Origin of the sequence: Methylobacterium phyllosphaerae, assembly GCF_001936175.1 — a bacterium.
Lineage (GTDB): Bacteria > Pseudomonadota > Alphaproteobacteria > Rhizobiales > Beijerinckiaceae > Methylobacterium > Methylobacterium fujisawaense.
In genome coordinates, this window is record NZ_CP015367.1 from 4,683,485 (window position 1) to 4,710,086 (window position 26,602).

Genomic DNA, 26,602 nt, shown 5'->3' on the forward strand with positions numbered 1-26,602 from the left:
CGGCGCCGAATACGGCGGTATCACGGCGTCGGGCTTGCGTGTGGATTGCATCCCAGCCTAGCATGCTGCATCGCAAAGTCAGCGCGAGGTCGAGTGCGGAATGCCCCCAGCCGACGTCGAGACTGCCTCGGGCAGCCTTCCCCAGGGGAGCTGCTATCGAATCCAGGTTCTGGTGGTCGGCTGCCACAAGCGCTGGCGCGACGAGGTCTCCGCGCAAGTCCGGATGCTGGGTTATCAGGTCACCGCCTGCGATCGCGGCGTCGATGCCATGACGGTGCTGGCCCTCGGCCTCCCCGTGGATGTGATCGTGGTGGATACCGCGCTCCAGGGGGGATTGTGCTGCGCGCAGCTCGCCGTCGAGGCGCGGGCCCTGCGCCCGGCCCTGCGCATCATCCTCGCCAGCGACCCGGTGGACGCGATGGAGCCGGAGGCGTCGGCCCGCGTGCCCGACGCGCTGCGCGTCCCGCGCGACCAGCTTCAGAACGGCATGGTCGCCACGATGATGCGCGAGGCGCTGGCGAACCGCGCGGCCTGAGGTCCGGCGCGACGGCCTGAGGGGCCTCGCGAGGCGTCGAGCGAATCGCGGCCGACGCGACTCACGACGTCGCCGCGCCTCCGTGCCGGTTCGGGACTGTTGCAATCGGGACGGCCCGCTCGATGTCAGCAACGCAGGCCGGGCCGCACGGCAATCCAAATGCAGTGGCCGCGTGATCCGGTGAAAGAGGGATCGGCGCGCAGTTTTAGCGCGGCTGAGCAGCGGACACGCGCAAGGCGAATCTTTCGGTCGGCCCAGGACGCGTTGTCAGCACTGGTCCATCGCGACGAGAACGCCCCGATTGCCGTTTGCGCGTGCCGCCCTGCGTCTGCGGCTGACTTGCCTGGCCTGAATATCAAATATATCTCGAGACATTGCCGCCAAATATCTATAGTACAAGTTGAACTTGATCACGTGACACGATGTTGTCATGATTGAGGCGTCTATCGTTCGACCGAGAACTTGGCCTGTTCTGTGGAAGATGCGCCTGTGAGAACTGGGATACACTCTCGCCTCTACGCGGGATTTGCGATGCTCGTCATGATCACGGGTATCATCGGTGCATTCGCGATCTACCAGCAGGGTGTGATCAGCGAAGACCACGCGCTTCAGGAGCGGGTGGAGCGGGGGGCGCAATCGGTCCTGATGATCGACGGTCACGCCGCGCGCCTCATCGGAACCGCCGAACGGTACCGGATCCAGCCGGATCCCGATCTGATCGTCGCGATGGAGCAGGCCCGGCGGGCGATCGAGCAGACCTGCGACAAGTACTTCTCGCTGGCCATGACCGACGGCGGGCGGAAGCTGTACGACGACGTGCGGGAGGCCGCCCGCGCGATGAAGCCGAAGCTGGAGCGCCTCGCGGCCTCGGGCGCGACCCTGCGTGAAGCCAGGGCGAAACTCTACGAGACCGGCAATACACTCACCGTTCTTCTCGGAAACCTGCTCGCGGACGTGCGCGCCCGAGGCGGCGAGGCAATGCTGGCGCGGATCGAGCACATCGAGAATGCCGTCCTGCGGTCCCGCATCGCATCGGCCCGCTTCGTGATCGGCCTGGATCCGCAGGACCGCAGCACCTTCGAGCAGCGGGTCGAGCAGGCTCTGGCGGCCCTGGATGCGTTCAAGGACACGCAGGGCGGCGCGGTCTTCGCGCAGCAGGTCAGGGCCGTTCGCGACGCGCTGGTCGCCGCCGCGACCGGCTTCCGTGCGTACGATCAGGCGGTGGCTTCGGCAAAGGCGACGTTCGAAACCGGGATCAAGCCCCACACCGACGCGATCGAACGGCTCGGCATCGCGCTGCGCGACCGGATCGTGGCCGCCGGCGAGAGGATTTCCCGGGAGACCGCGTCGGCCGCGTCACGGGCCCGCTACATCCTGATCGGCCTCGTCGGCGCGGCCCTGCTCCTCGGGGGCGTCCTGGCCTTCATGCTGGCCCGCAGCATCATCCGGCCGATCGCCGGCATGACGGAGGCGATGACGCGGCTGGCCGGCGGCGACCTTCAGGTCGTGGTGCCGTACCGCGACGCGGCCGACGAGATGGGCGCGATGGCCAAGGCCGTCGACATCTTCCGGCAGAACGCGGTCGCCCGAGCGGAACTCGAGGCGGCGCAGGCCGCCGAACGGGAGGCTCGCCTGCGCCGGGCCGAGCGGGTCGAGCAGCGCGTCCAAGCCTTCCAGGCGAAGATCGCCGCCTCGCTCGCCATCGTCACGGCGGCGACCAGCGAACTCGACGCGACCGCGCAGGCGATGACCCGGGTGGCCGACAACACCAACAGTCAGGCGGTGACGTCGAGCTCGGCCGCCGCGCAGACCTCGGCCAATGTCCAGACCGTCGCGGCGGCCGCCGAGGAGATGGTCTCCTCGCTTCAGGAGATCGAGCGGCAGGTCGTGCGCTCCAACGAGGTGGCCGGTCACGCCGCCCACGAGGCCGAGGCGACCAACGCCGCGATGGCGAGCCTGCGCGCCGCCGCCGAGCAGATCGGCGCCGCCGTGATCATGATCTCCGGCATCGCGAACCAGACCAACCTGCTGGCCCTCAACGCCACCATCGAGGCGGCGCGGGCCGGCGAGGCGGGGCGCGGCTTCGCCGTCGTGGCCTCCGAAGTGAAGGAGCTCGCTTCGCAGACGGCGCGGGCCACCGAGGAGATCGGCGGCCAGATCGCCGCGATCCAGGCGGCCTCGGGGCAGGCCGCGGAGGCGATGGCCCAGATCGGCCGCACCATCGCCGCCGTGAACGAGATCAGCGGCGCCATCGCCGCGACGGTGGTGCAGCAGACGGCCGCCACGAGCGAGATCTCGCGCAATGCCGGTGAAGCGGCGCGGGGCACGGAGAATGTCTCGGCCAACGTCGCGCGCGTGCTGGCCGCCGCCCGCGAGACCGGCAGCGCAGCCGCGCAGGTCCAGAGCGCTGCGTCCGAGCTTGCCACCCAGTCATTGACGGTCAAGCGCGAGATCGACAGCTTCCTCGACGACATTCAGGCGGCGTGAAGGCCAGGGCGGCCTAGATGGCGGCGGTGTCCGTCTCGTCGCCGTCGCGCGTCCGCCGCTCGCGGGGGCGTCGATCGAGGAAGGAGCGGCCGAGGGCGCGCAGCGGCGCCGTCAACCGACGGACATCCTCGGCGCGTTCCATGACGCGCTCGCCGTTGCGGATTTCCTTGTCGAGCTTCGCCATCGTCCGGGCCAGGGCCGGGTCGTCGTCGTCGAGCCAGACCTGGGTCACGCGGGCGAAAGCGATGACCACGCCCTGCAGCTTGAGCTGTCCGAGGGGGCCTTCGGTGTCGATCCCGGCCGCCGCCAGCATGTAACGGTGCGAGTTCAGCATCACGCCGTTCAGCGCCAGCATCGACAGCGGATCGCCGCGCAGCGCGTAGGCGATCCGGCGCAGGGCGGGCTTGTAGGGCTCCATCGCATCGATGCGGCGCATCAGAACGTCGAACAGCCGCTCGCGGGTGGGCTCCTCCTCGAGGCCGGCGAGATCGCCCTCCAGGACCTTGCGGTCGATGATGCGGGTCAGGCCGCCGAGCACGGCGCCCTTCGACGGGAACAGGTCGCGCAGTTCGGCGAGCGTCAGACCCGCCTCCCGGGCGATGTCGCTCACCTCGATGTCGTTCCAGGGCTGCTCGGCGGCGAGCCGCATCAGAGCCTCGACGGCGGCCTCCCGGGGCGGCAGCTTCGGCGGGCTGTCCTCCGGCGCCGCACCGGCGCTCCGCGCCGCGCCATCCTGAGCGGAGGCCGCGGGGGCGACGCTCTCGGGGGCGCTGCTCGCCTTGGGGGACGTCGCGCCCTTGCGGGGACGCTTGGAGGTGGCTCTGCTCTCGGTCATGGATCGGTCGCCCGGTCTGTCGGTCGTGACGCCTCATGTAGGCGAGCCGGCGGCGAAGGGCAGGGCCGTCGCGCGGCCATGCCGCACGGACGCCGCGCCGTGTCAGCCGGCGAGGTCCTCCGCCCGTCTGCGGGCCGCCGCCACGGCCTCCCGCATCAGCGCGCCGAGGCCGTCCGGCCGCATGAGCACGTCGAGGGCCGCCGCCGTGGTGCCGCCGGGGGAGGTGACGTTGCGGCGCAAGTCCGCCGCCTCGGCCGGGTCCGCGTCGAGGAGCGCACCGGCCCCCGCCACCGTCGCCCGGGCGAGGTTGCGGGCCACGTCGGGATCCAGGCCGGCCGCGATGCCGGCATCCGCCAGGGTCTCGGCGAGCAGGAATACGTAGGCCGGCCCGGAGCCCGAGACCGCCGTCACGGCGTCGATCTGCGCCTCGTCGGTGAGCCACGCCACCGTGCCGTTCGCCGCGAACAGCGCCTCGGCGGCCGCGCGCTGCGCGGGCGTCACCTCGGGATTCGCGCAGGCGCCGGTGGCGCCCCGGCCGATGCTCGCCGGCAGGTTCGGCATGGCCCGGACGACGGCCCGCGCCCGCGGCAGGCGGGCGCGGAGATCCGCGATGGTCTTGCCCGCCAGGATCGAGACGAGGAGCGTGTCGCGGCCGATCAGCCGGTCGAGCCCCGGGGCGGCCGTCTCCAGACCCTGCGGCTTGATGCCGAGGACCAGAACGGCGCCGGGCTCGGGGGCCGGGGGGTTCAGGGCGATGCCCCGTTCGGTGCAGAGGTCCACGATCGCGCCGGACGGCACAGGGTCGATGATCGTTGTCCGGCGCGGGTCGAGGCCAGCATCCAGCCAGCCCGCCAGCATCGCGCCGCCCATCTTGCCGGCCCCGGCCAGGACCAGCGAGGCGGGCATCGGCATCGGGCCGGTCACGCCTCGCCTTCGGTCTCGAACAGGACAGCGTCCAGCGCTTCGCGGGCGCTCTTGCCGGCCCAGAGCACGAACTGGAACGCCTGGAAGTAGCGTTCGCAGGCGTCCACCGCGGTCTTCATCATGGTGGCGCATTGCGGGTGGGTCGGCACCGCGCCCCCCGTCAGCAGCAGGGCGTGCCGGAACATCACGACATTGTCGGTGGTCCAAAGGTCGAAATGGCCGACCCACAGTTGTTCATTGATCATCGCGATCAGGCGCATCACCTCGGTGCGCTGCCGCTCCTGCACCTTGAGGTCGAAGGCGCAGGCGACGTGAAGCGCCTCGACATCCTCGATCCAGGTGAAGGCCACGTTGTAGTCGGTCCACCGGCCGGGGCTCGTGACCGACATCTCGTCGGTCTCGGCCCGGTCGAAGATCCAATCGCGCAGGGAGGCCAGCCGCTCGACGACGTCGAGCGGATGCTCGTTCCGGTCCGGGTCGTGGAAGTCGACGTTGAGAAGCGGCATGACGATCCAAAAGGACGGCCCGGACGAGATCCGGCCCGACGTGACGGTGACGCGAAACCGGAGCGTGAGAACACTCCGAGAACTGGAACGATCGGCAGATCTAGGCCGGTGGTGATGCGATCGACTGTCGAAGCTCTGCGGACATCGCCCTGCAGCCCCCGAATCACCCTATGCCCGACTATAGACCGGCCGTGACTCGCGACACAAAGTGCAGGTCACAATCGGTGAACAGGAAACCGGATCGTCGCCGCGGCTTCCTGTGTAAAAGCCGGGGGCGTTGCCGCGGAGACTCAGACGGCCTCGCTCAGGCCCGCGGCGCCCGCTCCGGCGGCACCGGATTTCGCCTCCAGGGCCGCAATGCGGGCCGACAGGGCCTCGTTCTGCGCCTGCAGCTGAGTCACGAGGTCGCGGAGCACGTCGAGCTCCTCGCGCGAGGCGATGTCGAGGTCGCGGATGACGCGTTCGAGCTGCGCCCGGGCCACGGTCTCCGCCTCGCGGCGGACGCCCTGCGCGGCGCCGGCCGCGTCGGTCATCAGGCGGGCGAGGTCGTCGAACAGTCGATTGGAGGGGGGCATCGAGGTCTCCCGGATCGGCCGGCTGCCGCGGCGGCCGCCTGACGGCGCGATTCGAGAGGACGAGATAGGAATCTTCGCGATGGGGAGCAACGCCCGGTCGGTCCGGGACGGCGAGGCGGAGGCGCGAGGCCCCCGCTTCGCCGGCTGATCACATGTGGCGCATCATGCGGCGATGCATGCGGTGATGCATCATGCGGCGCTCCATCCGGCGGTGCATCATGCGGTGATGCATCCGGCGGTGCATCATGCGGTGCTCCATCGGGGTCATGCGGACATGGGTCACGGCGTCGGGCGCCGTGACGGCGCCGGGCATCGCCGGAGCCGCCGAGGCCGGCTGGACGAGAGCGGCGCCGCCCAGGGAGGCCAGCACGGCAAAGGCGAAGGTCAGTTTCCTCACGAGGAGACTCCAATTTTCTGGTGGCCGGGTCGGGTGCCCGGTTCCTCCTCCCGGACGGGAGGTGCGGAGAGTCGTCTCGTGCCGCGGGGCGGCACGGCGGGTCTGCGAGGACCCGCCGCCATCAACTGCCAAGTCAGAGATTCGTTTCCTCGAAGGCCTTCACCCATTCGGCACAGATTCCCGAGCGCACGATGTCGTTGCGGGTGAACTCCACCACCGGGATCGGCATCATCCGGCTCTTGACCATGTGCATGACGGTGCGCAGGCCGGAGGTCTCGCGCAGGTCGGTCTGCGACACATCGCCGTTGATGATGACCTGACAATCGTCGCCGATCCGGGTCAGGAACATCTTGATCTCGTTGATCGTGGTGTTCTGGGCCTCGTCGAGGATCACGAGGCAGTTCTTAAAGGTCCGCCCGCGCATCACCTCGAAGGGGACGATCTCGATGTCGCCGGTCTTGAGGGCGATCTCGAAGGCGGCGGCGCCCATGCGCTCCTTCATGGCCTCGGTCAGCGGGGCGACCCAGGGGGCGATCTTCTCTTCCAGCGTGCCGGGGAAGTAGCCGAGGGACCGGCCCGAGGGCACGTTCGGGCGGGTGATGACGACCTTGGCGATCCGGCGCTGGCGGAGCTGGTCGGCCGCGCGGGTGCCGGCGATGAAGGTCTTTCCGGTGCCGGCCGGCCCCAGGACGATGACCTGCGGGGAGCGGGCGAGGGCGTCGAGATACTCGGCCTGGCGTTCGGTAAGCGGCTGGATGGGGGCGAGGTTGCGTTCTTCGTCGAAGCGTGTGCGGTGAATGCGGGACGTGCGGTCTTCAACCAGTTCAAGTCGTGCGCGGCGTCTCTTCATGGATGTACACTCCAACGGGACTAGCCAACCTGGATCTGTATCTGAACTGCCGTTTACCTGCGTGCTCCCGGTTCTATTCGTTTGCGAAACTTAATACCGGCCCCAGGCCGAAGGTTCCGCCCCGCGCTCGTCCGCCTGTGGAGAGCGTCACGACGATCCGTGCGCGGCCGAATACACGATGCAACTGGCGCACCAGTGCGATTCGCATCCGACGAATGCGCGCCGGGTGTGACCAAGGGGTGACGGTGGGCAAGGGGGCTTCGAAAAAGCCGCGCGGCTAGCGCGGATGCATCAGGTTCGGGACGGGGGAGACGCGATGACGCGGCATCCGGCACGATCACGATCCTCCCCGCCCGCAGGGGCGAAGCCGGCCGACCCTGCCGCCCTGAAACGTCCGGGCTTGGTCGGCGGGACGGGCCTCACCCGGCCTGGATGAAGCTGTCGAGCACCATTTTCTGGCCGGCCTTGTCGAAGTCAACGGTGAGCTTGTTGCCATCGACGCCCGCGACCGTTCCGGGCCCGAACTTGGTGTGGAAGACCCGCTGGCCGGCCTGGAAGGCCGAGGGCGCGCCCGTCGACTTGGCGATCAGCTCGCCCTCGATCTGGCGGGGTCCGCCGGACTGGCCGCCGGAGCGGCCGCCCGGGCCCGCGGACCGGAAGCCGCCGCCGGACCCGGACCGGCCACCCGGCGCGGTGTTGGCCTGCGCCCGCTGCCAGCCCGGCGTGCCGTAGCTCGATCCGAACGGCGCCGGGTTGCGGTCGAACCGCGAGGCGCCGGCCGAGAAGTGGGCGGGGGCCTCGACCACGTCGACGGCGGTCTCGGGCAACTCGTCGATGAACCGCGACGGGATGGTCGACGACCAGAGCCCGTGGATGCGCCGGTTGACCGCGAAGGACAGCTTCGCCCGCTTGCGCGCCCGGGTCAGGCCCACATGGGCGAGGCGCCGCTCCTCCTCCAGGCCGGCGCGGCCGCTCTCGTCCAGCGCCCGCTGGTTCGGGAACAGGCCGTCCTCCCAGCCGGGGAGGAACACGGTGTCGAATTCGAGCCCCTTGGCGGCGTGGAGCGTCATCAGCGAGACCCGCTCGGCGCCCTCGGCCTCGGAGGCCTCCATCACCAGGGAGACGTGCTCCAGGAAGGCCGCGAGGTCGGGGAATTCCTCCATGGAGCGGACGAATTCCTTCAGGTTCTCCAGCCGGCCGGCGGCGTCGGCCGAGCGGTCCTTCTGCCACATCTCGGTGTAGCCGGATTCCTCGAGGATCGTCTGCGCGACCTCGCTGTGCGGCTGCGCCTCCACCAGCCGCGCCCACCGTGCGAAGCTCTCGGTGAGCGCCCGCAGGGTCGAGCGGACCCGGGGCTTCAGCTCGTCGGTCTCGCACAGGCGCTCGGCGGCGATCCGCAGGGGCAGCCGGTTGGCGCGGCCGTAGGTGTGGAGCTGCTGCAGGGTGGCGTCGCCCAGGCCGCGCTTGGGCGTGTTCACGATCCGCTCGAAGGCGAGGTCGTCGCTGACGTTCACGGTGGCGCGCAGATACGCCAGGGCGTCGCGGATCTCGGCGCGCTCGTAGAAGCGCGGGCCGCCGATGACCCGATAGGGCAGGCCGAGCTGGACGAACCGATCCTCGATCTCGCGCATCTGCGCGGAAATCCGCACCAGCACGGCGATCTCCGACAGGGGATGCTGCTTCACCTGGAGGGATTCGATCGATTCGGCGAGCATCCGCGCCTCCTCCTCGGAATCCCAGGCGCCCGTGACGGTGACGCGCTCGCCCGGCTCGTCATCGGTGCGCAGGGTCTTGCCGAGGCGGCTCTCGTTCTTGGCGATCAGCCCCGAGGCGGCGGCGAGGATATGGCCGGTGGAGCGGTAGTTGCGCTCCAGCCGCACCACCACCGCGCCGGGGAAATCGTGCTCGAAGCGCAGGATGTTGTCGACCTCGGCGCCGCGCCAGCCGTAGATCGACTGGTCGTCGTCGCCCACGCAGGCGATGTTCTTGCGCTGTTGCGCCAGCAGGCGCAGCCACAGGTACTGCGCGACGTTGGTGTCCTGGTACTCGTCCACCAGGATGTAGCGGAACCGGTCCTGGTAATTGGCCAGGACGTCGGGGTTCTCCCGCCAGAGCTTGAGGCAGAGCAGCAGGAGATCGCCGAAATCGACGGCGTTCAGCGTCGCGAGCCGGGCCTGGTAGGCGGTGTAGAGCGCGCCGCCCTTTCCGAAGGCGAACGAGGCAGCCTCGCCCGGGGGCACCTGCTCGGGGCCGAGGCCGCGGTTCTTCCAGCCGTCGATGGCGTGGGACAGGGCCCGGGCCGGCCAGCGCTTCTCGTCGACGTTCTGGTCGGCGATCACCTGCTTCATCAGCCGGAGCTGGTCGTCGGTGCCGAGGATGGTGAAGTCGGATTTGAGCCCGACCAGCTCGGCGTGGCGGCGCAGGATCTTGGTGCCGATGGCGTGGAAGGTGCCGAGCCAGGGCATGCCCTCGCCGGCGGGGCCGATCAGCGTGCCGATCCGGTGCTTCATCTCCCGGGCGGCCTTGTTGGTGAAGGTAACCGCCAGGATGTCGAAGGGGCGCGCCCGCCCGGTGGCGATCAGGTGGGCGATGCGGGTGGTCAGCACCCGGGTCTTGCCGGTGCCGGCGCCGGCCAGCACGAGGATCGGGCCCTCCGTGGTCTCGACGGCGCGGCGCTGCTCGGGATTGAGCCCCTCGAGATAGCCGGCGGCGTCGCGGCGGAGGGCGCCCATGGCGCGGGCGGTGATGGACGTGGCGGGCGCGCCGTCCCCGGCGGGCTGCGCTTGCGGGCGGTTCTGCATCCCGCATCCCTGGACCAAATCGCGAACGGCGTCGAGGCCGTTCGCGCCGCCGAGGGGCGCGGAGCCATGAAGCGCGGCTGTCCGCGCTGGGACGATCCGCGCCCTTCGGGGCCCGCGGCCGGCTACGGGGCGCCGCCGTCTCCCCGGTGGCTGCGGATCGGCACCTGTGTGATCGGGGGCCGACAGCGGCGGCGGAGCGCGACAAGCCCCCTCTCCCGTGCGGGAGAGGGTTGGGGTGAGGGACCAGGTCCTTCCGGAGAAGTCGCATCCCTCACCCTGTCCCTCTCCCGCACGGGAGAGGGGACCCGCGCCCGGTCCGGAACCCCTCGCCCGGGGTGCCGCGGACAGCCGCGCGCACCGCTCCGGACCGTGGCATCGCCGCTGGCGCTCCCGGGGGCTTATCGTGCTATGGCCGTGACAACTGACTCGCGGGGGCACGCGGGGCATGGCGGCACGGTGATGGCGCGGCCTCGCGGAGAGATGGTGCGGAACAGGACCATTGCGTGATCTTCTGACCGCGCTGGCGTGCGCCGTCATCCTGGTTCTCGTGGCGGCGCTCGCCGTTCCGCCCTTCGTCGACTGGCAGGCCCATCGCGCGCTCGTCGACCGGGCGCTCGCCCGGTCCCTCGGCGTCCCGGTCCGGACCGACGGCCGGATCGAGGTCCGGCTGCTGCCCTCGCCGCGGCTGCGCGTGGACCGCCTGCATCTCGGCGCCGATCCGGACCGGCCGAGCCTGGACGCCCGGTTCGTCAAGGCCGAGATCGCCCTCGCGCCGCTCCTGAAGGGCGAGTTCCGCTTCACCGAGACCCGGATCGGCCGGGCCGAGATCAAGCTCCCGGTCGCCGGCCCCGACGCCCTGAAGCTGCCGGCCGATTTCGGTGGCGCCCTGCGCGACCGCGACCTCGCGATCGAGAACCTGCAGATCCAGCAGTTCCTGGTCACCACGCAGGTGCCCGCCACCGGGCGGACCGACCAGCTCTACGTCCAGGACCTGCACCTGCAGGCGCCGGCCCTGGTCGGCCCCTGGCGGGTCGAGGGGACGAGCGGCGGCATCCCGTTCCGGGCGGTGAGTGGCACGCCGGGACCCGACGGGCGCCTCGCCGCCAAGATCTCCGGCGGCGGCGACGCGGCTCCGCGCTTCGAGGCGGATGCACGCTTCGGCCTCGCGCCGAGCGAAGCCGGCGGCTCCCTGGTCGAGGCCGAGGGCTCGGCGCGCCTCGTCGTCGGGCCGCCGACCCAGGCCGCGGGCGCCTACCTGCCCTTCTCGCTGGCCGGCACCTTCAAGGCCCGGGGCACGCAGGTGCGGTTCGAGGGCGTCGACCTCGCCATCGATCCCGGGGGCCGGAGCCTGCGGTTCGGCGGCACCGGCCGGCTCGATCTGCGCCAGTGGCGCGGCGGCCTGACCCTCGAGGCCCGCCGCCTCGACCTCGACGCCTTCCTGACCTCGGCGGAGGGCCAGAACCTGATCGGCCGCGGCCTGCCGCGCTCGGCCGGCAGCCTGCCGGCCATGCTCGATCTCGACCTCACGGTGGGCAGCGCCGTGCTCGGCGGCGAGGATTGGTCGAACCTCGCCCTCACCGGCACCCTGGAACGGGCCGGCGGCCTGCTGCTGCGCCGCCTGTCGGTGACGGGCCCGGCCGACGCCACCGTCGCGGCGAGCGGGCAGGTCGAGACGGCCCCGTTGCGCTTCACCGGCCCGGTAGCGCTCACCGCCCCCGATTCGGAGGCGCTGGGCCGCTATCTGCGCCGCCTCGGCGCCGAGGGGCCCCTCGTCGCGCTCCTCGACGGGCGCACGGTCGAGGCCGCCGCCGACCTGTCGGCCGCCGCCACCGGCCTGTCCCTGCGCAACCTGCGCCTCGGCCTCGGACCGGCGCGGATCACCGGCAACGCCCGCTACACCGCCGCCGAGGGCACCGAGCGCGGCCGCTTCGAGGCCCAGATCCGCGCCAGCGGCCTCGACATCGCCGGCCTGCCGCCCCTCGGGACGACGCTCGGGACCCTGCGCGACACCGACCTCGCCCTGACCCTGGAAGCGAAGGATGTCCGGTTCGGCGCCACGGGCTCCGGCACCGGGACGATCGCGGCGCGGATCCAGTCCGACGGCGCCGGCCTCACGGTCGACAGCCTCGACGTCACCGATCTCGCCGGCGCCAGCGCCCGGCTGTCCGGCCAGATCGGTGCGGACGGGACCGGCCGCGTCTCCGGACGGCTGAAGGCCCCGGCGGCGGCGCCGCTGCTCGGCCTGCTCGAGCGGGTCTGGGTGGGCGAGATCCGCCTGCTGCCCGCCGTCCTGCGGGACGCGCCCCTCGACCTCGCCGTCACCCTCGACCGGGCGGGCGGCGCGGCCGCGGCTTTGCGGACCCAGGCGCGGGGCAGCGCCGGCGGCGGCACCCTCGACCTGACCCTGGCGAGCCGCGGCACGCGGATCGAGGGCGGCACCGCCACGCTCACCGCGCCCCGGGCGGGGGCGTGGTTCGGCCGCACCGACATCGTTGGCCTCCAGCAGCCCGCCGAACTGCACGTGACGGCCGAGCGGCCGGACGGGCAGGCCCTCGCCCTGACGGCGAACGGCACGGTCGCGGGCCTCCGGCTCTCCACCGGCCGCCCGATCCTGGTCGGTCCCGACTTCGTGCCCACGGGCGGCGAAGTCCGGGCCGACACGGCCGATCTGGCGCCGTTCCTGACGCTCGCCGGCGCCGCGACCCTGGCCCCCGGCGCGTGGCCGGCCGATCTCACCGTCACGCTGTCGCGGCAGCAGGGCGAGGCCGCCGCCGCCATCGCCGGCACGGTCGCGGGTTCGGGGGTGAACGGGACGCTGCTGCGGGCGGCGGGCGGCGCCCTGCACGGCCGCCTCGCCCTCGACCGCCTGTCCGTGCCGCAGCTCGCCGCCGCCCTGGTGATCCCGCCGGGGGCGAACGGCACGTTCGGGCCGCCGACGGCCCATCCGGCCCTGTCCCTCGACGCCCGCGTCGCCAGCCTGGATCTCGGGCGCGGCCTCGTCGCCACGGAGGCGACGGCCGCCCTGGGCCTCACCGACGGGAACCTGATCCTGCGGGACCTGTCCGGCAAGCTCGCCGGGGGACGGCTCGTGGGTTCGATGACGATCGCCCGTCTCGGGGCCGGCGCCGCGGTCTCCGGCTCGGGCAGCCTCGACGGTGCGGCGCTCCCGACGCTGGCCGGCAGCCCGATCGGCGGCCGCCTGAGCGCCGATCTGCGGTTCGCCGCCACGGCCGAGACCCTGCCGGGCCTCGCCGACAGCCTCTCGGGCAGCGGCGCGCTCACCCTGACCGATCTGAGCCTGCCCGCGACCGATCCCGCGGCCCTCGGCCGGGTGCTGGCCCGGGCGGCCGAGATGGACGACCCGCTCCGCGAGGGGCGGCTCCAGGCCCTGGTCACCGAGGAACTCGCCCGGGGCGGCGGGCAGGCGCGGGGATCCGCCCGGGCCGCCGCCACCATCGTGGGCGGCGTCCTGCGGGCCGGGCCGTTCGACCTCGATCTCGGCCCGGCCCGCTGGGCCGGCACCGTCGGCTACGACCTGCGCGCCAGCCGCCTCGACGTCCGCGGCACGCTCGTGGGCGGCCCGGTCCCCCGGGGCTGGAATGCCGGCCCGCCCGCGGTCCAGTTCGGCCTGACCGGGCCCCTCGGCGCGCCGGAGCGCGTGCTGGACGTCGGCACCCTGTCGAACGGCCTCGCCGCCTTCGTGCTGCAGCGCGAACTGGAGACGATCGAGCTGACCGAGGCCGACCAGGTGGAGCGGCAGCGCCGCCGCGCCCGGATCGAGATGGACCGGGCCCGCGCGGCGGCTCTCAAGGCCGCGGCCGAGAAGGCTGCCGCCGAGAAAGTGGCTGCGGAGAAAGCCGCCGCGGAGAAGGCCGCCGAGGAGGCGGCGAAGCGGGCCCGCAATCCGGACGAGGGGATCGCCCAACCGCCGGCTCCCGCCGAGGTCCGACCATGAGGCCGGCCGCATCCTGAGGCAGCTCCCATCTCCGTGGGACCGGCCCCTCTGAACGCCTCAGGCGCCGCGCCCCGTCATGGTCCCGTCATGGCCCCGTCATCGCCGTCACGGGCCATGCGCCCGCACGGTCGACGGCGCTCAAGCCTTCCCCACCGCCATGAGCGCGAAGGCGTAGATCAGCGCCACCTCCTCCAGCCGGTCGAACCGGCCGGCGGCGCCGCCATGGCCGGCCTCCATGTTGATCCGCAGGAGCACCGGCCCGCCGCCCGTCATGGTGGCGCGCAGCCGCGCGACCCACTTGGCCGGCTCCCAGTAGGTGACGCGCGGGTCGGTGAGCCCGCCGAGCGCCAGGATCGCCGGATAGTCCTTGGCGGCGACGTTGTCGTAGGGCGAGTACGACAGGATTGTCCGGAAGGCGGCCTCGCTCTCCCCCGGGTTGCCCCATTCGGGCCATTCCGGCGGGGTCAGGGGCAGCTCCGCGTCGAGCATGGTGTTGAGCACGTCGACGAAGGGGACGTCGGCGACGATCCCGGCGAACAGCTCCGGCGCGAGGTTGGCCACCGCCCCCATCAGCATCCCGCCCGCCGATCCGCCATGGGCGACGATGCGCTTCTCGGCGGTGTAGCGCGCCGCGATCAGGGCCCGGGCGCAGGCGATGAAGTCTGTGAAGGTGTTGGGCTTCTTCTCGCGCTTGCCGTCGAGGTACCAGCGCCAGCCCTTCTCGGTGCCGCCGCGGATATGGGCGATCGCGTAGACGAAGCCGCGGTCGACGAGGCTCAGCAGGTTCGTGCGGAACGCCGCCGGCATCAGCGTGCCGTAGGAGCCGTAGCCGTAGAGCAGCAGCGGCGCGCTGCCGTCGAGGACGAGATCCCTCCGGTGCAGCAGCGAGATCGGCACCTGCGCGCCGTCGGGCGCGGTGGCGAAGAGCCGCCGGGTCACGTAGGCGGCCGGATCGTGGCCGCTCGGCACCGCCTGACGCTTGCGCAGGACCCGCGTGCGGGCCGCGCAGTCGTAGTCCCAGGTCTCCGACGGGGTCGTCATCGACGCGTAGACGAAGCGGATCGTGGCCGTGTCGAAGGCGAGGCCGGCGCGCAGGCCGAGGGAATAGGCTTCCTCCTCGAAGGCCACCGTGTGCTCGGCGCCGTCGGCCAAGTCGCGCACGACGATCCGCGGCTTGGCGTTCTCGATCTCCAGACGGATCAGGTGGCCGGTGAGCAGGTGCAGGTGGCGGATCATCACCCCGGCCCGGTGCGGCACGAGGTCGGTCCAGCGGGCGCGGCCCGGATCGTCCAGCGGCGCGGTGACGATCTTGAAGTCCTCGGCGCCGTCCGCGTTGGTGCGGATGAACAGCCGGTCGCCGCGATGCTCGACCCCGTAGATCAGCAGCGGCGTGCGCGGCTCGACGAGGCGCAAGGGGGCGTCCTCCGCGTGCCGGTCGAGGAGCCGGACCTCGGAGGTCTCATGGTCGCTCACCGTCACGTCGAGGAAGGCGCCGGACTGGGTCTTGCCGATATGGACGAAGTAGCCGGCATCGGCTTCCGTGTAGACGGTCTCGTCCTCGCTCTGCCCCGTGCCGATGCGGTGCCGCATGACCTTCGCGGGCCGGTGGTTGGCGTCCACCGCCACGTACCAGAAGCTTGCCCCGTCCGCGGCCCAGACCGCCTCGCCGGAGGTCGCGTCGACCCGGTCGTCGAGATCGAGGCCGGTGGCGATGTCGCGCACCCGGATCGTGTAGAGTTCCGAGCCCTTGGTGTCGGCGCTCCAGGCGAGTCGTTCGTGGTCGTCGGAATGCACCGCGGCGGCGATCTCGAAGAACGGCAGGCCCTCGCCCTCGCGGTCGCCGTCGATGAGGATCGTCTCGTCCGGGTCCGGCCCCGTTTCGGGCACGTCGGGCGACGTGGCCGGCCGCCGGCAGATCAGCGGGTGCTGGCCGCCTGCGCGATGGCGGGTGTAGTAGGCGAAGGGCCCGTCCGGCTCCGGGACGCCGCTCTCGTCCTCCTGGATGCGCCCGCGCATCTCGGCGACCAGCTGCCGCCGCAGATCCGTGCTCCCGGCGAGCGCCTGTTCGGCGAAGGCGTTCTCGGCCTTCAGGTAGGCGGCGATGTCGTCGGGCAGCGCCGACGGGTCCTTGAGGACCGTCTGCCAGTTCTCGGCCTTCAGCCAGGCGTAATCGTCGGTGATCTCCTGCCCGTGGACGCTGAAGCGTCGCGGCCGGACCTCGGCGACCGGCGCGCCGGACCGGTGAGCGAGCAAGCCGTGGCCGATCTCCGTCATTGTCTCTCCCGTCGGGTCCCGTCACGTTCGGGTGACGGGATGTGTCCCGCCCGGCGCCGGGATGCAAGGCACCCGGGGCGCAGGGCGGCAGGGCGAGGGCTGTGTTGCGGGGCAGAACGGCGCGGTGATCCCGGGATCTGCGTCACCCCGTCGTCCAGGGGCATCCGGGCCGGGCGCACCGCGCCCGGGGCCTGAACGCCATCGGCTCGGCCGTCCGAGCGGCAGAGAGCCGCCGAGAGAGCCTCCGCGCCCCGCGGCGTCGCATCCGCGGGGCGATCTCCATCCACCGTCGTCCGTTCAGCGGCTCTTCTTGTAGAGCTTGCTCGCGATCTCGAAGATCTCCTGGGGCGCGTAGTTGGGCGCGAATGCCCCGTAATTGCCGTCGAGCTCGGGGATCTTGCCACCCTCGGGCAGACCGTCCACCACTTCCAGGTTGCCGGGCGGATCGCCGGGCAGCGCCACCTCGTCGTTCGACCACACGCCCGCCGCTTCCTTGTAGTCGTCGGGGCTGAACCGGTAGAGGCGCCGGTGCGAGCCCTCCTGCAGGTATTTCTGGCATTCCGGTATCTTGTCGAGGACGATGTTCGGCGTGGGCAGCATCTTCTCGATCTCGACGCCGGTGAGCTTCTTGAGCGCCAGCGCGTAGGCGTGGGCGTGGACCGAGCCGCGCACCAGGAGATAGCCGCAGACCTCGCGACCGGTCGGGTCCGTCAGAGTCTCGTAGACGCGCAGCTTGTGCAGGCGGGCGCCGCACTCCAAGTGGAAGTTGTGCAGCAGGTCGATGATGATGTTGCCCGTGGTCGTGACCATGTCGACGTTCCACGACTGGGCGTTCGAGTTGACAGGTGTCGCGCCGCCGCCGTTCGACAGGAAGCTGCCGGCAAGCCGGATGTCCTGCATGTCGTGGAAGGGGGCCTTGGAGACGTCGACCTCCTCGGTGTCGTCACCCGGACCGTTGTTCAGCATGGCGATGCCGGTTGAGACCAGCTCGACATGCCCGAGTTCCTCCGCGAAGATGCTCGATACCAGGCTGTAGAAAGGGCGCAGCTTCGACTTGTTGCGGAAGTTGAAGCTTTGGAACATGTAGTTTCCGAGCGTCGACATCTCGCCGTATTTTCCGCCGAGCAGCTCCTGCAGGGCGGCAGCGGCGTTGGGATCGGGCTTCTTCGGCTGGGGCAGTTCAGCCTGAAGGCGGTCGAGCTTCATGAACATGCGAGCAGCTCCGTTTGCGCGGGGTGCGCAAGATGGCATCTGTTCGGGCGGATGATTGTTCCTGTCGCCTCGCAGATCGACAGGTGCGGGATCTGGCAATTACGCCAGGCGGGATTACGAATTCCGCCTCGATACGGTGGCAGCTGAGAAGCAGCCCGTCGCATATCCATCCGCACCGGCCGGTCCGCTTTCGCCCCCTTTCGGCCGTGCGGAACGCCGTCGCCGCTTCCGGGGCGCGGTCCCTTGTCGGTCAGCCGGCAGCTTCGGCTTGGAACGGGGCGCGGCCCCTGGCGCGTCGCGCCGAAGGGGGCATCCGCCTCCGACCCATGCCGGCCGCCGGGACAGCCGTCGGCCGCGCCCGAAAGCAGACCCGCATCCGTCAACTTCGGCTCGCGGTGGAGAGCGGTCGCCAGGTGCCGTTCCACAGCCGGAATTGCAGACATCACGTCCGGAGCGGACGCTTCGCCGTTCCCTTGAGAGGGTAGATCGGCCCCGATCGCCGAAACATTCGCGATCGGGCCGGTCCCCATCACCGCCGTATCACGCGCCGGGATTACTGACGGTCGTCCAGCTCCGGCACGCCGCTGCTGCGATCGGCGTAGGCCGCTCGAAACGCCGGGCGCTCCTGCCATCGCCGCCAGAAGGCATCGAGGTGCTCGAACCGCTCGTCCAGCGGCGTGGCGCAGACGGGGAATTTCGAGAAAGCCACCGCCGTCGCCAGCGTGATGTCCGAGAAGGTCGGCGCATCCCCGCCCAACATCCAGGCGCGGCCGTCCGACAGGTGCCGGTCCACGAGCCCCGCGTGAGCCAGCGCCTCCTTGCGGCAGTGCTCACCCCAGGCCGGATTGTGCGTCAGTTCGAGCTTCGGACCCAGCCCACGGTGCAGGACGTGGAACATCGTGGTGATGCGATAGAGGATGTGGACCCAGATGCGGCTGTCCCACATCGCGTCCAGGCCCTGCGCCATCGGGGTTTCGCCCAGGATGCGGCGGCCGGGGAAGGCTTGGTCGAGGTAGCGCACGATGGCGGTCGTCTCGGACAGGATCTCGCCGTCGGCGAGGCGTAGGGTCGGCGTCTCGCCCCAGGGATTCATCTTGAGGTGTTGCCAGCCCCGCTGCTCTCCACCGGGGGCCATGTCGTAGATGACCTCATCGAACTGATCGGCGATGCCCTTCTCGTGCAGAAAGAGGCGCACGCGCTGGGGGTTGGGGAAGGCCGAGGGCGAGGTGAAGAGGCGGGGCTTGTCCGTCATCGTAGCGTCCTCCACGGGCACCTACCGTGCGTCAGGTAGGTACGGTCGGAATAGGAGCTTCACGCATGGCCTGTCAAAGCCTATCTGGCGTCAGGTAGCAGGGGGCCGAGATGAGTGGCGACACGATGCGGGACCGGATCATGGAGGCCGCGCGGCTGACCGTGCAGGATCTCGGATACAGCGGACTCAGCTTCCGTGATCTCGCCAAAACGGTCGGGATCAAGAGCGCCAGCATCCACTACTACTTTCCGACGAAGGGGGCGTTGGTCGAGGCGATCGTGAGGCGCTACATCGATCGCTACGAGCGCTACCTCGACGAGGTCCTGAACGACGCCACGGACCGCACGACCGTGATGCGGCGGTACACCGACGTGTTCCGGGACACGTTGCTGAACGGCAACCGCATGTGCTTGGCCGGGATGCTGGCGGCGGAACGGAACGACCTCCCTGCCGAGGTCCGGACCGAAGTCGTCCGGTGGGGCGAGATGAACGAGCGCTGGATCGCGCGGGTGCTGGCCCCGGGGGAGGGGGATGCCCCGGAGGAGATCCGGCGGCGGGCGAAGGCCATCTTCGCGGCGGTATCGGGCGCGCAGATGATCGCGCACGGCCGGGACGAAGTCGCCCACTACACCGATGTCATCGCGGCTTACCGGGAGAGCGGCCTTATCCCGTGACTTGGGTCGCGTATCCTATGACCGGACGCGCCGAGAGGCCGGGGTGGGGCGTCAGCGGGTGGCAAGGCGAGGTCCGCGTCGATGCGTTGCCGTTCGAAAGCGGAGCAGCTGAGATCCACCCAAAGCGGCTATTGCCCTCCCGGCCCGAGTCGGACGTCCGATAGATCTCCGATCTCTCGAAAGGAGCTGTTCGTCGGCCGTGCGACGAACCCGGCGGGGTGCGCGGGCGGCATCACGCGGCACAACAAGGGTGAACGGCGTCACCTTTGTCCGTGAAGGCGCGGGTGGAGCCTCGCGGCGCGTTTGCCCTGGCTGCGATCAAAAGCTGTAACCGACACGCAGTCGCATCTGATGACGGTCGAAGCTGGACAAATCGAGCGGACCGGGCTCACCCGCCGACTGCCCGGCGATCTGGAAGCTCCAGGTGAATGAGGCCCAGGCATGCGGCGACAGGGTCACATAGGCCGTAGGCCCGAGATACGCGGCCTGACCCGCGAGCCGGTCCAGCGTCAGGCCATCATAGGTCCAGGCATAACGGACCTCGCCGCCGAGGAAGTAACCCGGTTGCACGCGGTAGGCCAAGGCGCCGGCGACCTCGACGCCTGACCCAGCCACGCGCGCGTCCGTCGCGTTCATCCGGACCGATGAGAATGCGAAGCCGACGTTGACCGCAGCGATCAGCATGTCAGGGATGACCTCGCGGTCGGCCAAAAGCCCGACCTCGGTGCCGAAGCTGCTGGCCGGTGCGCCTGATCCCCCGTCTACGGTCCCGTATCCCGGCACGAGGTTGAGGGTCAGGCCGAAGGGCGCGGTGCGGCGGTCCAGCAGACGCAGACGGGTTTCGAGGAAGCCGCCGTTGAACCCGCCCGTGGTCCGGGTCGGGTCGCCGGGCACGCCGATATCGTAGGCGTTGAAGGTGATCCCCGGCGCCAGGCGGAAGTCGCGGGTGAGTGGGACCTTCAGAGCGAGCCCGCTGTCGACGGCCAGGAAACGGCCCAGGCGCTTGCCCAGGCGCCCGCTCGTCTCCCATTCCAGCTCGACTTCCCCGGGTACGCCGAGGTCGCTGCCTTCCGTGAACCCGAACAGATGCTCGCTGTCGAGGTCACCGGGCGTCAGGTTCTCGGCGGCGGTGGGAAGGGTCTGCGCAAGCGCCGGTGCCGTGAGCTGCCCGAGCATCACCGCGAGCCCGCACAGGAGGGGGCCTGACACGGGCGACCGATGTCGGGCGGACGTCTGCCGCATAGCCATGACCCATCATTATAGCCTATGCTATACGTATTAGGCGTTGCGATGACGGGCCGTCAACAACCAAGGCTTACGGAGAGGGGCGGCCCGGCTCACGTGCCTTGCCGCCGTCCGATGCCTTTCACTCAGGCGGTCCCGGACAGGCGCGAGGTTCGTCGGCCGGGGGGCGCGCGACGTCTGCTGCGCCGGCGGGATTGCCGAACGCGGACCGATTCTCAGTGGCCCGGCGCGAAGCTCTTCACGGACAGGAGATCGAGGGGCCGGATGTCGGGCGGGCTCTCCAGCATCTCGTGCTGCAGCGTTCGCAATGATTTGACGATCTGACCGTGGATGTGATCCTCCCGTCCCTCATGACTGAGGAACGTGTCGTAGATGCCGTAGGTCAGGTCGTCGATCTGGAAGGCGTACCAGGTTATCGTACCCGCCTCATCCTCGGCGAATTGCTGCATGTCATGCAGCCACGTTTCCAGCTGCTCCTTCGTCTCCGGCTTTGCCTTGAGCGTGACCAGAAGGCCGACGTTGCGGGGTGAGGTGCGCAGCGTAACCGGGCCCGCGCTGCGCCGAGCCGACGCCTGGGCCGCGCCAACCTTGAAGGCCGCGCCGGGATGATCGTCGCGCAGGCGGCTCTGACCATAGACCCGCTCCCGGGCTGTCTGAGGACGGGCGGGTCGATCCTCCGGGATCAGGCCGCGGCGGCGAAGCTCCGGGGTGATCAGATCCCGAAAATCTTCGAACGTGCCGTAATTCGTCACCCGGGCGATGTTGAATCCATCGACGTCGGCGACGTCGAGCCATTCTTCCAGATGATCGACGATCGTCCTGGGGGACCCGACACAGCTCGCGCTCATCCCGCCCACGCAGAGCCATTCGGCGAGCCGCCGCGGCGTCCAGACGAGTTCGCTGTCCACGCGCGTCAGCATATCGCTGAAGGCCCGGATGCCGTCCCCCTGGAACTGATCGAGGGGCTTGTCCGGATCCGCGCCGGAGAGGTCGATGCCGGTCCAGCCGCCCCAGAGCGCCAGGGCCGCATCGACCTGCGCGCGCGACTTGATCAACGCGAGCTTCTCCTGGGCGGCTGCATCGGTCTCCGCCACGATCGGCGTCAGCATGATGATGATCTTCAGGCTGCGCGGATCGCGGCCCTGTTCCGCCGCCAGCATCCGATACTGATCGACGACGGTGCGGGTGTCCTTGGGATTGGTGCCGATGAGGAAGACCGCCTCGGCGTGGCGCGCGGCGAACTTCCGTCCCCGGGCGGAGGCGCCGGCCTGGAACAGGAAGGGCGTGCGCTGCGGGGAGGGCTCGCACAGATGTGCGCCCGGGACCTTATAGTATTTACCGGCGTGCCGAATGTCGTGAACCTTGGAGGGGTCGGTGTAGAGGCCGGTCTCGACATCGCGCCGCACCGCGTCGTCCTCCCAGGAGCCCTCCCACAATTTGTAGCAGACTTCCATGAACTCATCGGCCATGTTGTAGCGCTCGTCATGGGCGATTTGCGTGTCGAGTCCGAGATTGACGGCCGCACTCTGCTGGTAAGACGTCACGATATTCCAGGCGACACGACCTTTCGTCAGATGATCCAAGGTGGTCATCGTCTTCGCGAACTTGTAGGGCAGCTCGTAGGTCAGCGAGACGGTGGCCCCGAAGCTCAGATGGGTCGTGGCTGCCGACATGGCCGCGATGGTCATGAGCGGATCGCCGACCGGCGCCTGCGCGGCCGTACGCAGCGCCGCATCGCGGTTGCCGCCATAGACATCGTAGAAGCCGAGCACGTCGGCGATGAAGAGCGCATCGAACCCGCCCTGCTCCAGCACGCGGGCCAGCTCGATCCAGTATTCGATATCCTTGTAATTGTGCGTCTGGTCTCCCGGATACCGCCACATGCCCGGGTTCTGATGGACGACGCAGTGCATGTCGAAGGCACTGAGGAAGATGTGCGGTCGCGTCGGTCGCTGATCGATCAGCATAACTCTATCCATCGGCCGGAAGGAGGGCGGTGTCGCGGACGGAAGCCGCGCGCGTGTTTGAGGCGGGCCTTGCGACGCTAGATCTTGGACGCGAGGATCGAGATGGCCCGAAAGTCTGGCGGGCCGACGAGGATTTCCTCGCCGATGCGGCTCAGCAAGCGGCCGACCTCCCCATCCAGATGGGACTTGCGCGCGTCCTCGTCGAAGAACGTGTCGAAGATGCCGAAGCGCGTCTCCGAGATGCGGTAGGCGTACCATGTCACGGTGCCGCCCTCGCGGATGGCGGTCGTGAAGGCGGCGTGGAGCGTCTGCGCGACCTGCTCCTGCTGCCCGTTCTTCGCCTCCAGGGTTACGACGAGACCGTGGGTCGGCCCACGATGCGCTCCGGCAGCCGAGGCTCTGTCGGAGGGAGACGCGGGTTGACGGGTCATGGCGTGGCCCTCCGGCAAGGCTATCGTGCGTGTGCGATCACAATCGACTGGTCTCTGAGTGAGATCGTTTCGCAGTAAGTCCGATTTGATCGGCCTTCCGCTTCTTACATTAGGGAAAGTATTGCAATATGGGCCGCGTCATTAAGATTTAAATTTTGCATGTCGGCGGGCGGGATAAAAGACTGCTCTTCAAACGGCCACGGGCGCAAAAGAACGTGCTACGCCGCTGTCGGGCGGGTGCGACGATGCGGATTCCTGCGCCGGTCCCGTAGGCGCCACCCGCGCCGGGCATCGCGACAGCCGGCTCGGGGTGGCGGGCTGGCCGTCGCGACGCCGGGATGGGTGGGGCGGTTGTCGAACCGAGGCCTGCCCGCCGACCAGCCGAGACGGGTGGCTGTCGTGTGGGGCTGCGTCCCGTCTCACGGGGCAAGCGAAGCGCCCCGAACCGAGCCAGGACCTCACGGACGGCTCGGGAAGGGATGACGGGCCGGCTCAGAGCCGACTGATACCTTCGGATCGTGTTCGGCTAGATGCGGACGATGGAAATCCATCCGGCGCTGACTTCCTGCCTCCGGCACTTTCGACCGCATGATACGGCCTCGATTACGCCAAATGTCGGTCTCGATCAGGAAGATGACACGCGATTATCGTGTCGTAGAATTTAGTATTGATATTTGATATCTTCATTCGCATTTTGATATTTTAAGGGAAAATTTAAGATCGATCGCTATTTTCATCGGTGTAGATGTCGGGGCTGCGCTCGGGCCATGAGAATTTGGTTCTCCAGACTTTCGATCAAGCACCGCCTTGTCGGCGTCCTGGGCCTGCTCATCGGCTGTCTGCTTCTCGTCGACGGCCTGGGTCTCCACGCGGTCGGCACCCTCGCCGATGACCAAGCCCACCTCGGCACCAACACGTTGCCGAGCGTCCGATATGCCGGCGAACTGCGCGGCGACGTCATCGATGTGCGCGTCAGCGTCGTCAACCACATCCTCTACACCGACGCTGCCCGCATGCAGGCCGAGGAGGCCGCCCTGTCAAAGAAGACAGAGGCCACGGCCGCGGCGATGCGCAACTTCGCGCCGCTGATCGGCGACGCGCGCGAGCGTGAACTCTTCGACGGGTTCCGCCGTGAATGGCAGAGCTATCTCGCGGCGATCCCCGCCGTGCTGGAATACTCGCGGACCGGGCATAAGGACTTGGCGCTGCGCGAGAGCCTCGTCGGCGTCCGCCCGCACATCAAGGCGGCCTCCCAGGCTCTCGAAGAGATCGTAGCCCTCAACAATGCCAAGGGCGAGAACGCCGTGGCGCAGGGGGTTGCGACCGCGTCCAAGGCCAAGCGGCTCATGCTCGCCATCGGCGCCTTGGCGCTCGTGGTCGCCACCATCCTCGGAACCCTGATCGTGCGGAGCATCGCCGCCCGTGTCCGGGCCGTGCTGGAACCGATGCGGCAGTTGGCGGCTGGGGATCTCGCCGTCGCGATCCCGCACCAGGGCGAGGCGAACGAGATCGGCCAGATCGCCGACGCCGTGCAGGTGTTCAAGGAGGCCGGGATCGAGGCTCGGCGGCTGGCCGCGCTGCAGGCCGAGGCCGATGCCGCCAAGATGCGCCGGGCCGAACTCCTCGACCGCATCACGCGTGATTTCGAGCGGGAGGCGGGTGCGCTCACGGGCGAGCTGACCGCGGCTGCAACCGAGATGGAGGCGACCGCCGCATCGATGACGGAGATCGCAGCGCAGACCAATACGCTCGCAGTCAGCGTCGCGGTTGCAGCCGAACAAACGTCCGGCAACGTGCAGCAGGTTGCGAGCGCGACCGACGAGATGGCGGCCTCCGTCCAGGAGATCAGCGGACAGGTGACGCATTCGGTCGCGATCGCCGGCGCGGCCATCGCGCGCGCCCAGGAGACGGGCACCATCATTCAGGAGCTGTCCGACAGCGCCGACCGGATCGGCGTTGCGGCGGGCCTGATCTCGGGCGTGGCGAGCCAGACCAATCTGCTCGCCCTCAACGCCACCATCGAGGCGGCCCGCGCGGGGGAGGCCGGGCGCGGCTTCGCCGTGGTGGCCGCGGAGGTCAAGACACTGGCCGAGCAGACAGCCCGGGCGACGCAAGAGATCAGCGCCCGGATCGGTGCGATCCAGTCCGCCACGCGCGGCGCGGTCGAGGCGGTCCAGGGCGTGAGCCGCACGATCGACGACATGTCCGGCATCGCCACCCACATCGCCTCGGCGATCGAGGAACAGGGCGCGGCCACGCGCGAGATCGCGCGGAACGTCCAGGAGGCCGCACACGGGACCCGGCAGGTCACGGATCACATCGGATCGGTGCGCGAGGGCGCCGGCGAAACAGGATCGGCCGCGACGCAGGTTCTCGGTGCCGCGCGCACCCTCGCCGTCCGGTCCGATGGGCTGAGCCGAGCCGTCCGCAAATTCCTGGACGAGGTCCGCGCCGCTTAGTGGGGGAGGGGCCGCGGGGATCGACGCCCGTCTGCCACGCCGATGCCGGTCCACCTCAGACGCCCTGGCACGCCCCGCCGTCTCAACCGTCCCGCGGCAGGGGGAGGCCGGTAAGGCGGCTGTGATCGTTCGCCCAAACGGTATCCTGCGGTCAGGCGCGACCTCCAGGCGGCTCTCCTGGGGCATATGTCGGCCTTCGACGCCCTCGACCGGGTGGTGCGGACGTTCCGTCGCCACGGCATCGCGCTCCCTGTGGTCGGCATGAACGCGGCGACGGCAAGCCGGGTCGAGCGGATCGGCCCGCACGACAAGCCCGGGGCGGCCTGCGCGGTCGGCGGCCTTTGATCCGACCGAAGGCCATCCGCGCGCGGGCTGGCGGTTCGTGAGGATGGTCGCCCGGCGCGCTGCTTACGGTAATCGGATCGCTCCCGGCCCCGAGGGGGCATTCGGCGCACGATTCCTGTCCGGCTTACGGGAGATGGCCAGAGCGTCCATAGCGCGGCGATCCGTCGGTCTGTCTGCGAGAGCGGCTTGTAAGGGGGCGCGGGCACTTGCCTGCCCTATGCCGACATGCTCCCAATCACCGGTCGCAGACGTCCACGATCAAGACGCCCTCGATCCAACTGGCTGTCGGGGGCGGCGGATTGGCCTTGTCGTTGTAGAGGGAGGCCGCATGGCAGATCTCATGCGAAATAAGGCAAACGTGATCGCGTTCTACGAGCTGATGTTCAATGAGTGCCGTCCACGTGAAGCAATCGAGCGGTATGCCGGCGACGCTTACATCCAGCACAACCCGCATGTGGCCACGGGCAAAGACGGCTTCATCGCCTATTTCGAGCGCATGGCGCGTGAGTGGCCGGGGAAGCGGGTGTCGGTGAAGCGGGCAATCGCCGAGGGCGATATGGTCGTGCTGCATTGCCATCAGCACTGGCCGGGCGACCACGATTACGCGGCCGTGGACCTTTTCCGTCTCGATGAGAACGGCCGGATCGTAGAGCACTGGGACGTGCTGCAGATCCTGCCAGAGGCCTCAGCCAACCCCAACGGGATGTTTTGAACGGCGACACTCGCCTCCGCATCGGCGTGCCGCACGATTCGAGGCCGGCATGCGGGCGCGTCGCGCGGGCGCTGCGGCGGGTCGTGAGCGGATGGGTGGCCTCGTCCGCTTCCGCACAAGGCTGCGTGGGGGCGGACGGGCAGGCCCCCCCCTGGCTGTCGATCCA

At 69.8% G+C, this 26,602-nt stretch carries 20 protein-coding genes; 7 read left to right on the forward strand and 13 right to left on the reverse strand.

Annotation, left to right across the window (positions count from 1 at the left end):
* Window positions 1–100: 100 nt before the first annotated feature.
* Window positions 101–535 (forward strand): response regulator, encoded by a 435-nt coding sequence (locus MCBMB27_RS21335; protein WP_043346983.1) that lies wholly within the window; start codon window positions 101–103, stop codon window positions 533–535.
* 540 nt (window positions 536–1,075) lie between these two features.
* Window positions 1,076–3,022 (forward strand): methyl-accepting chemotaxis protein, encoded by a 1,947-nt coding sequence (locus tag MCBMB27_RS21340; protein WP_083683864.1) that lies wholly within the window; start codon window positions 1,076–1,078, stop codon window positions 3,020–3,022.
* Between the two features lie 13 nt (window positions 3,023–3,035).
* On the opposite strand, the gene MCBMB27_RS21345 is transcribed toward MCBMB27_RS21340, so the two are convergent.
* From MCBMB27_RS21345 to MCBMB27_RS21375, 7 genes are all read right to left on the reverse strand, one after another.
* Window positions 3,036–3,857 (reverse strand): TetR/AcrR family transcriptional regulator, encoded by an 822-nt coding sequence (locus MCBMB27_RS21345; protein WP_170861826.1) that lies wholly within the window; start codon window positions 3,855–3,857, stop codon window positions 3,036–3,038.
* A gap of 102 nt (window positions 3,858–3,959) precedes the next feature.
* Window positions 3,960–4,769, reverse strand: coding sequence for a pyrroline-5-carboxylate reductase (gene proC, locus MCBMB27_RS21350; protein WP_075382062.1), 810 nt, complete (start codon window positions 4,767–4,769; stop codon window positions 3,960–3,962).
* Window positions 4,770–4,777: 8 nt separating this feature from the next.
* Entirely contained in the window at window positions 4,778–5,287 is a 510-nt protein-coding gene (locus MCBMB27_RS21355) for a type III secretion system chaperone family protein (RefSeq protein ID WP_043346992.1), read from the reverse strand.
* Between the two features lie 290 nt (window positions 5,288–5,577).
* Window positions 5,578–5,862 (reverse strand): accessory factor UbiK family protein, encoded by a 285-nt coding sequence (locus tag MCBMB27_RS21360; protein WP_043346993.1) that lies wholly within the window; start codon window positions 5,860–5,862, stop codon window positions 5,578–5,580.
* A 148-nt stretch (window positions 5,863–6,010) separates the two neighbouring features.
* Window positions 6,011–6,259: a hypothetical protein gene (locus tag MCBMB27_RS21365; protein ID WP_043760094.1), complete on the reverse strand. Its 249-nt coding sequence runs from the start codon at window positions 6,257–6,259 to the stop codon at window positions 6,011–6,013.
* Window positions 6,260–6,392: 133 nt separating this feature from the next.
* The gene (locus MCBMB27_RS21370) at window positions 6,393–7,109 is read right to left on the reverse strand and encodes a PhoH family protein (protein WP_012321860.1); all 717 of its coding nucleotides are present in this window, start codon (window positions 7,107–7,109) and stop codon (window positions 6,393–6,395) included.
* Between the two features lie 419 nt (window positions 7,110–7,528).
* Window positions 7,529–9,910, reverse strand: coding sequence for an ATP-dependent helicase (locus MCBMB27_RS21375; protein ID WP_043389230.1), 2,382 nt, complete (start codon window positions 9,908–9,910; stop codon window positions 7,529–7,531).
* A 499-nt stretch (window positions 9,911–10,409) separates the two neighbouring features.
* Between MCBMB27_RS21375 and MCBMB27_RS21380 the strand changes: the two genes are divergently transcribed.
* On the forward strand, window positions 10,410–13,865 hold the full coding sequence (locus MCBMB27_RS21380; RefSeq protein ID WP_075381233.1) for an AsmA family protein: 3,456 nt from the start codon (window positions 10,410–10,412) through the stop codon (window positions 13,863–13,865).
* Between the two features lie 138 nt (window positions 13,866–14,003).
* Here the strand turns inward: MCBMB27_RS21380 and MCBMB27_RS21385 are convergent, their stop codons facing one another.
* The 3 genes from MCBMB27_RS21385 to MCBMB27_RS21395 form a co-directional block, all read right to left on the reverse strand.
* A complete protein-coding gene (locus MCBMB27_RS21385) occupies window positions 14,004–16,139 on the reverse strand; it encodes a S9 family peptidase (protein WP_075381234.1) in 2,136 nt (711 codons plus the stop codon).
* A gap of 297 nt (window positions 16,140–16,436) precedes the next feature.
* Window positions 16,437–17,351: a manganese catalase family protein gene (locus MCBMB27_RS21390; RefSeq protein WP_043355261.1), complete on the reverse strand. Its 915-nt coding sequence runs from the start codon at window positions 17,349–17,351 to the stop codon at window positions 16,437–16,439.
* Between the two features lie 553 nt (window positions 17,352–17,904).
* Entirely contained in the window at window positions 17,905–18,603 is a 699-nt protein-coding gene (locus tag MCBMB27_RS21395) for a glutathione S-transferase family protein (RefSeq protein ID WP_075381235.1), read from the reverse strand.
* Window positions 18,604–18,713: 110 nt separating this feature from the next.
* Between MCBMB27_RS21395 and MCBMB27_RS21400 the strand changes: the two genes are divergently transcribed.
* Window positions 18,714–19,277, forward strand: a complete 564-nt coding sequence (locus MCBMB27_RS21400; RefSeq protein ID WP_075381236.1) for a TetR/AcrR family transcriptional regulator — start codon at window positions 18,714–18,716, stop codon at window positions 19,275–19,277.
* Between the two features lie 318 nt (window positions 19,278–19,595).
* Here the strand turns inward: MCBMB27_RS21400 and MCBMB27_RS21405 are convergent, their stop codons facing one another.
* From MCBMB27_RS21405 to MCBMB27_RS21415, 3 genes are all read right to left on the reverse strand, one after another.
* The gene (locus tag MCBMB27_RS21405; RefSeq protein WP_236952771.1) at window positions 19,596–20,453 is read right to left on the reverse strand and encodes a hypothetical protein; all 858 of its coding nucleotides are present in this window, start codon (window positions 20,451–20,453) and stop codon (window positions 19,596–19,598) included.
* 284 nt (window positions 20,454–20,737) lie between these two features.
* Complete coding sequence (locus tag MCBMB27_RS21410) at window positions 20,738–22,489, reverse strand: LLM class flavin-dependent oxidoreductase (RefSeq protein WP_075381237.1); 1,752 nt, start codon at window positions 22,487–22,489, stop codon at window positions 20,738–20,740.
* Between the two features lie 77 nt (window positions 22,490–22,566).
* On the reverse strand, window positions 22,567–22,920 hold the full coding sequence (locus MCBMB27_RS21415) for a putative quinol monooxygenase (protein WP_083683658.1): 354 nt from the start codon (window positions 22,918–22,920) through the stop codon (window positions 22,567–22,569).
* Window positions 22,921–23,687: 767 nt separating this feature from the next.
* Here MCBMB27_RS21415 and MCBMB27_RS21420 point away from each other — a divergent pair.
* From MCBMB27_RS21420 to MCBMB27_RS21425, 3 genes are all read left to right on the forward strand, one after another.
* Entirely contained in the window at window positions 23,688–25,379 is a 1,692-nt protein-coding gene (locus MCBMB27_RS21420) for a methyl-accepting chemotaxis protein (protein ID WP_075381238.1), read from the forward strand.
* Between the two features lie 186 nt (window positions 25,380–25,565).
* Entirely contained in the window at window positions 25,566–25,724 is a 159-nt protein-coding gene (locus tag MCBMB27_RS29760) for an STAS domain-containing protein (RefSeq protein WP_159020367.1), read from the forward strand.
* Window positions 25,725–26,052: 328 nt separating this feature from the next.
* A complete protein-coding gene (locus MCBMB27_RS21425) occupies window positions 26,053–26,436 on the forward strand; it encodes a nuclear transport factor 2 family protein (RefSeq protein WP_075381239.1) in 384 nt (127 codons plus the stop codon).
* Window positions 26,437–26,602 lie beyond the last annotated feature (166 nt).

What these genes read in the sequence shown, in the direction of transcription:
- MCBMB27_RS21375 (WP_043389230.1), bottom strand. Translation starts at nt 9,910, where the DNA reads ATGCAGAACCGCCCGCAAGCGCAGCCCGCCGGGGACGGCGCGCCCGCC.
- MCBMB27_RS21410 (WP_075381237.1), bottom strand. Translation starts at nt 22,489, where the DNA reads ATGCTGATCGATCAGCGACCGACGCGACCGCACATCTTCCTCAGTGCC.
- MCBMB27_RS21340 (WP_083683864.1), top strand. Translation starts at nt 1,076, where the DNA reads ATGATCACGGGTATCATCGGTGCATTCGCGATCTACCAGCAGGGTGTG.
- MCBMB27_RS21345 (WP_170861826.1), bottom strand. Translation starts at nt 3,857, where the DNA reads ATGACCGAGAGCAGAGCCACCTCCAAGCGTCCCCGCAAGGGCGCGACG.
- MCBMB27_RS21335 (WP_043346983.1), top strand. Translation starts at nt 101, where the DNA reads ATGCCCCCAGCCGACGTCGAGACTGCCTCGGGCAGCCTTCCCCAGGGG.
- MCBMB27_RS21425 (WP_075381239.1), top strand. Translation starts at nt 26,053, where the DNA reads ATGGCAGATCTCATGCGAAATAAGGCAAACGTGATCGCGTTCTACGAG.
- MCBMB27_RS21420 (WP_075381238.1), top strand. Translation starts at nt 23,688, where the DNA reads ATGAGAATTTGGTTCTCCAGACTTTCGATCAAGCACCGCCTTGTCGGC.
- MCBMB27_RS21390 (WP_043355261.1), bottom strand. Translation starts at nt 17,351, where the DNA reads ATGTTCATGAAGCTCGACCGCCTTCAGGCTGAACTGCCCCAGCCGAAG.
- proC (WP_075382062.1), bottom strand. Translation starts at nt 4,769, where the DNA reads ATGCCGATGCCCGCCTCGCTGGTCCTGGCCGGGGCCGGCAAGATGGGC.
- MCBMB27_RS21370 (WP_012321860.1), bottom strand. Translation starts at nt 7,109, where the DNA reads ATGAAGAGACGCCGCGCACGACTTGAACTGGTTGAAGACCGCACGTCC.
- MCBMB27_RS21395 (WP_075381235.1), bottom strand. Translation starts at nt 18,603, where the DNA reads ATGACGGACAAGCCCCGCCTCTTCACCTCGCCCTCGGCCTTCCCCAAC.
- MCBMB27_RS29760 (WP_159020367.1), top strand. Translation starts at nt 25,566, where the DNA reads ATGTCGGCCTTCGACGCCCTCGACCGGGTGGTGCGGACGTTCCGTCGC.
- MCBMB27_RS21415 (WP_083683658.1), bottom strand. Translation starts at nt 22,920, where the DNA reads ATGACCCGTCAACCCGCGTCTCCCTCCGACAGAGCCTCGGCTGCCGGA.
- MCBMB27_RS21400 (WP_075381236.1), top strand. Translation starts at nt 18,714, where the DNA reads ATGAGTGGCGACACGATGCGGGACCGGATCATGGAGGCCGCGCGGCTG.
- MCBMB27_RS21360 (WP_043346993.1), bottom strand. Translation starts at nt 5,862, where the DNA reads ATGCCCCCCTCCAATCGACTGTTCGACGACCTCGCCCGCCTGATGACC.
- MCBMB27_RS21405 (WP_236952771.1), bottom strand. Translation starts at nt 20,453, where the DNA reads ATGCTCGGGCAGCTCACGGCACCGGCGCTTGCGCAGACCCTTCCCACC.
- MCBMB27_RS21355 (WP_043346992.1), bottom strand. Translation starts at nt 5,287, where the DNA reads ATGCCGCTTCTCAACGTCGACTTCCACGACCCGGACCGGAACGAGCAT.
- MCBMB27_RS21385 (WP_075381234.1), bottom strand. Translation starts at nt 16,139, where the DNA reads ATGACGGAGATCGGCCACGGCTTGCTCGCTCACCGGTCCGGCGCGCCG.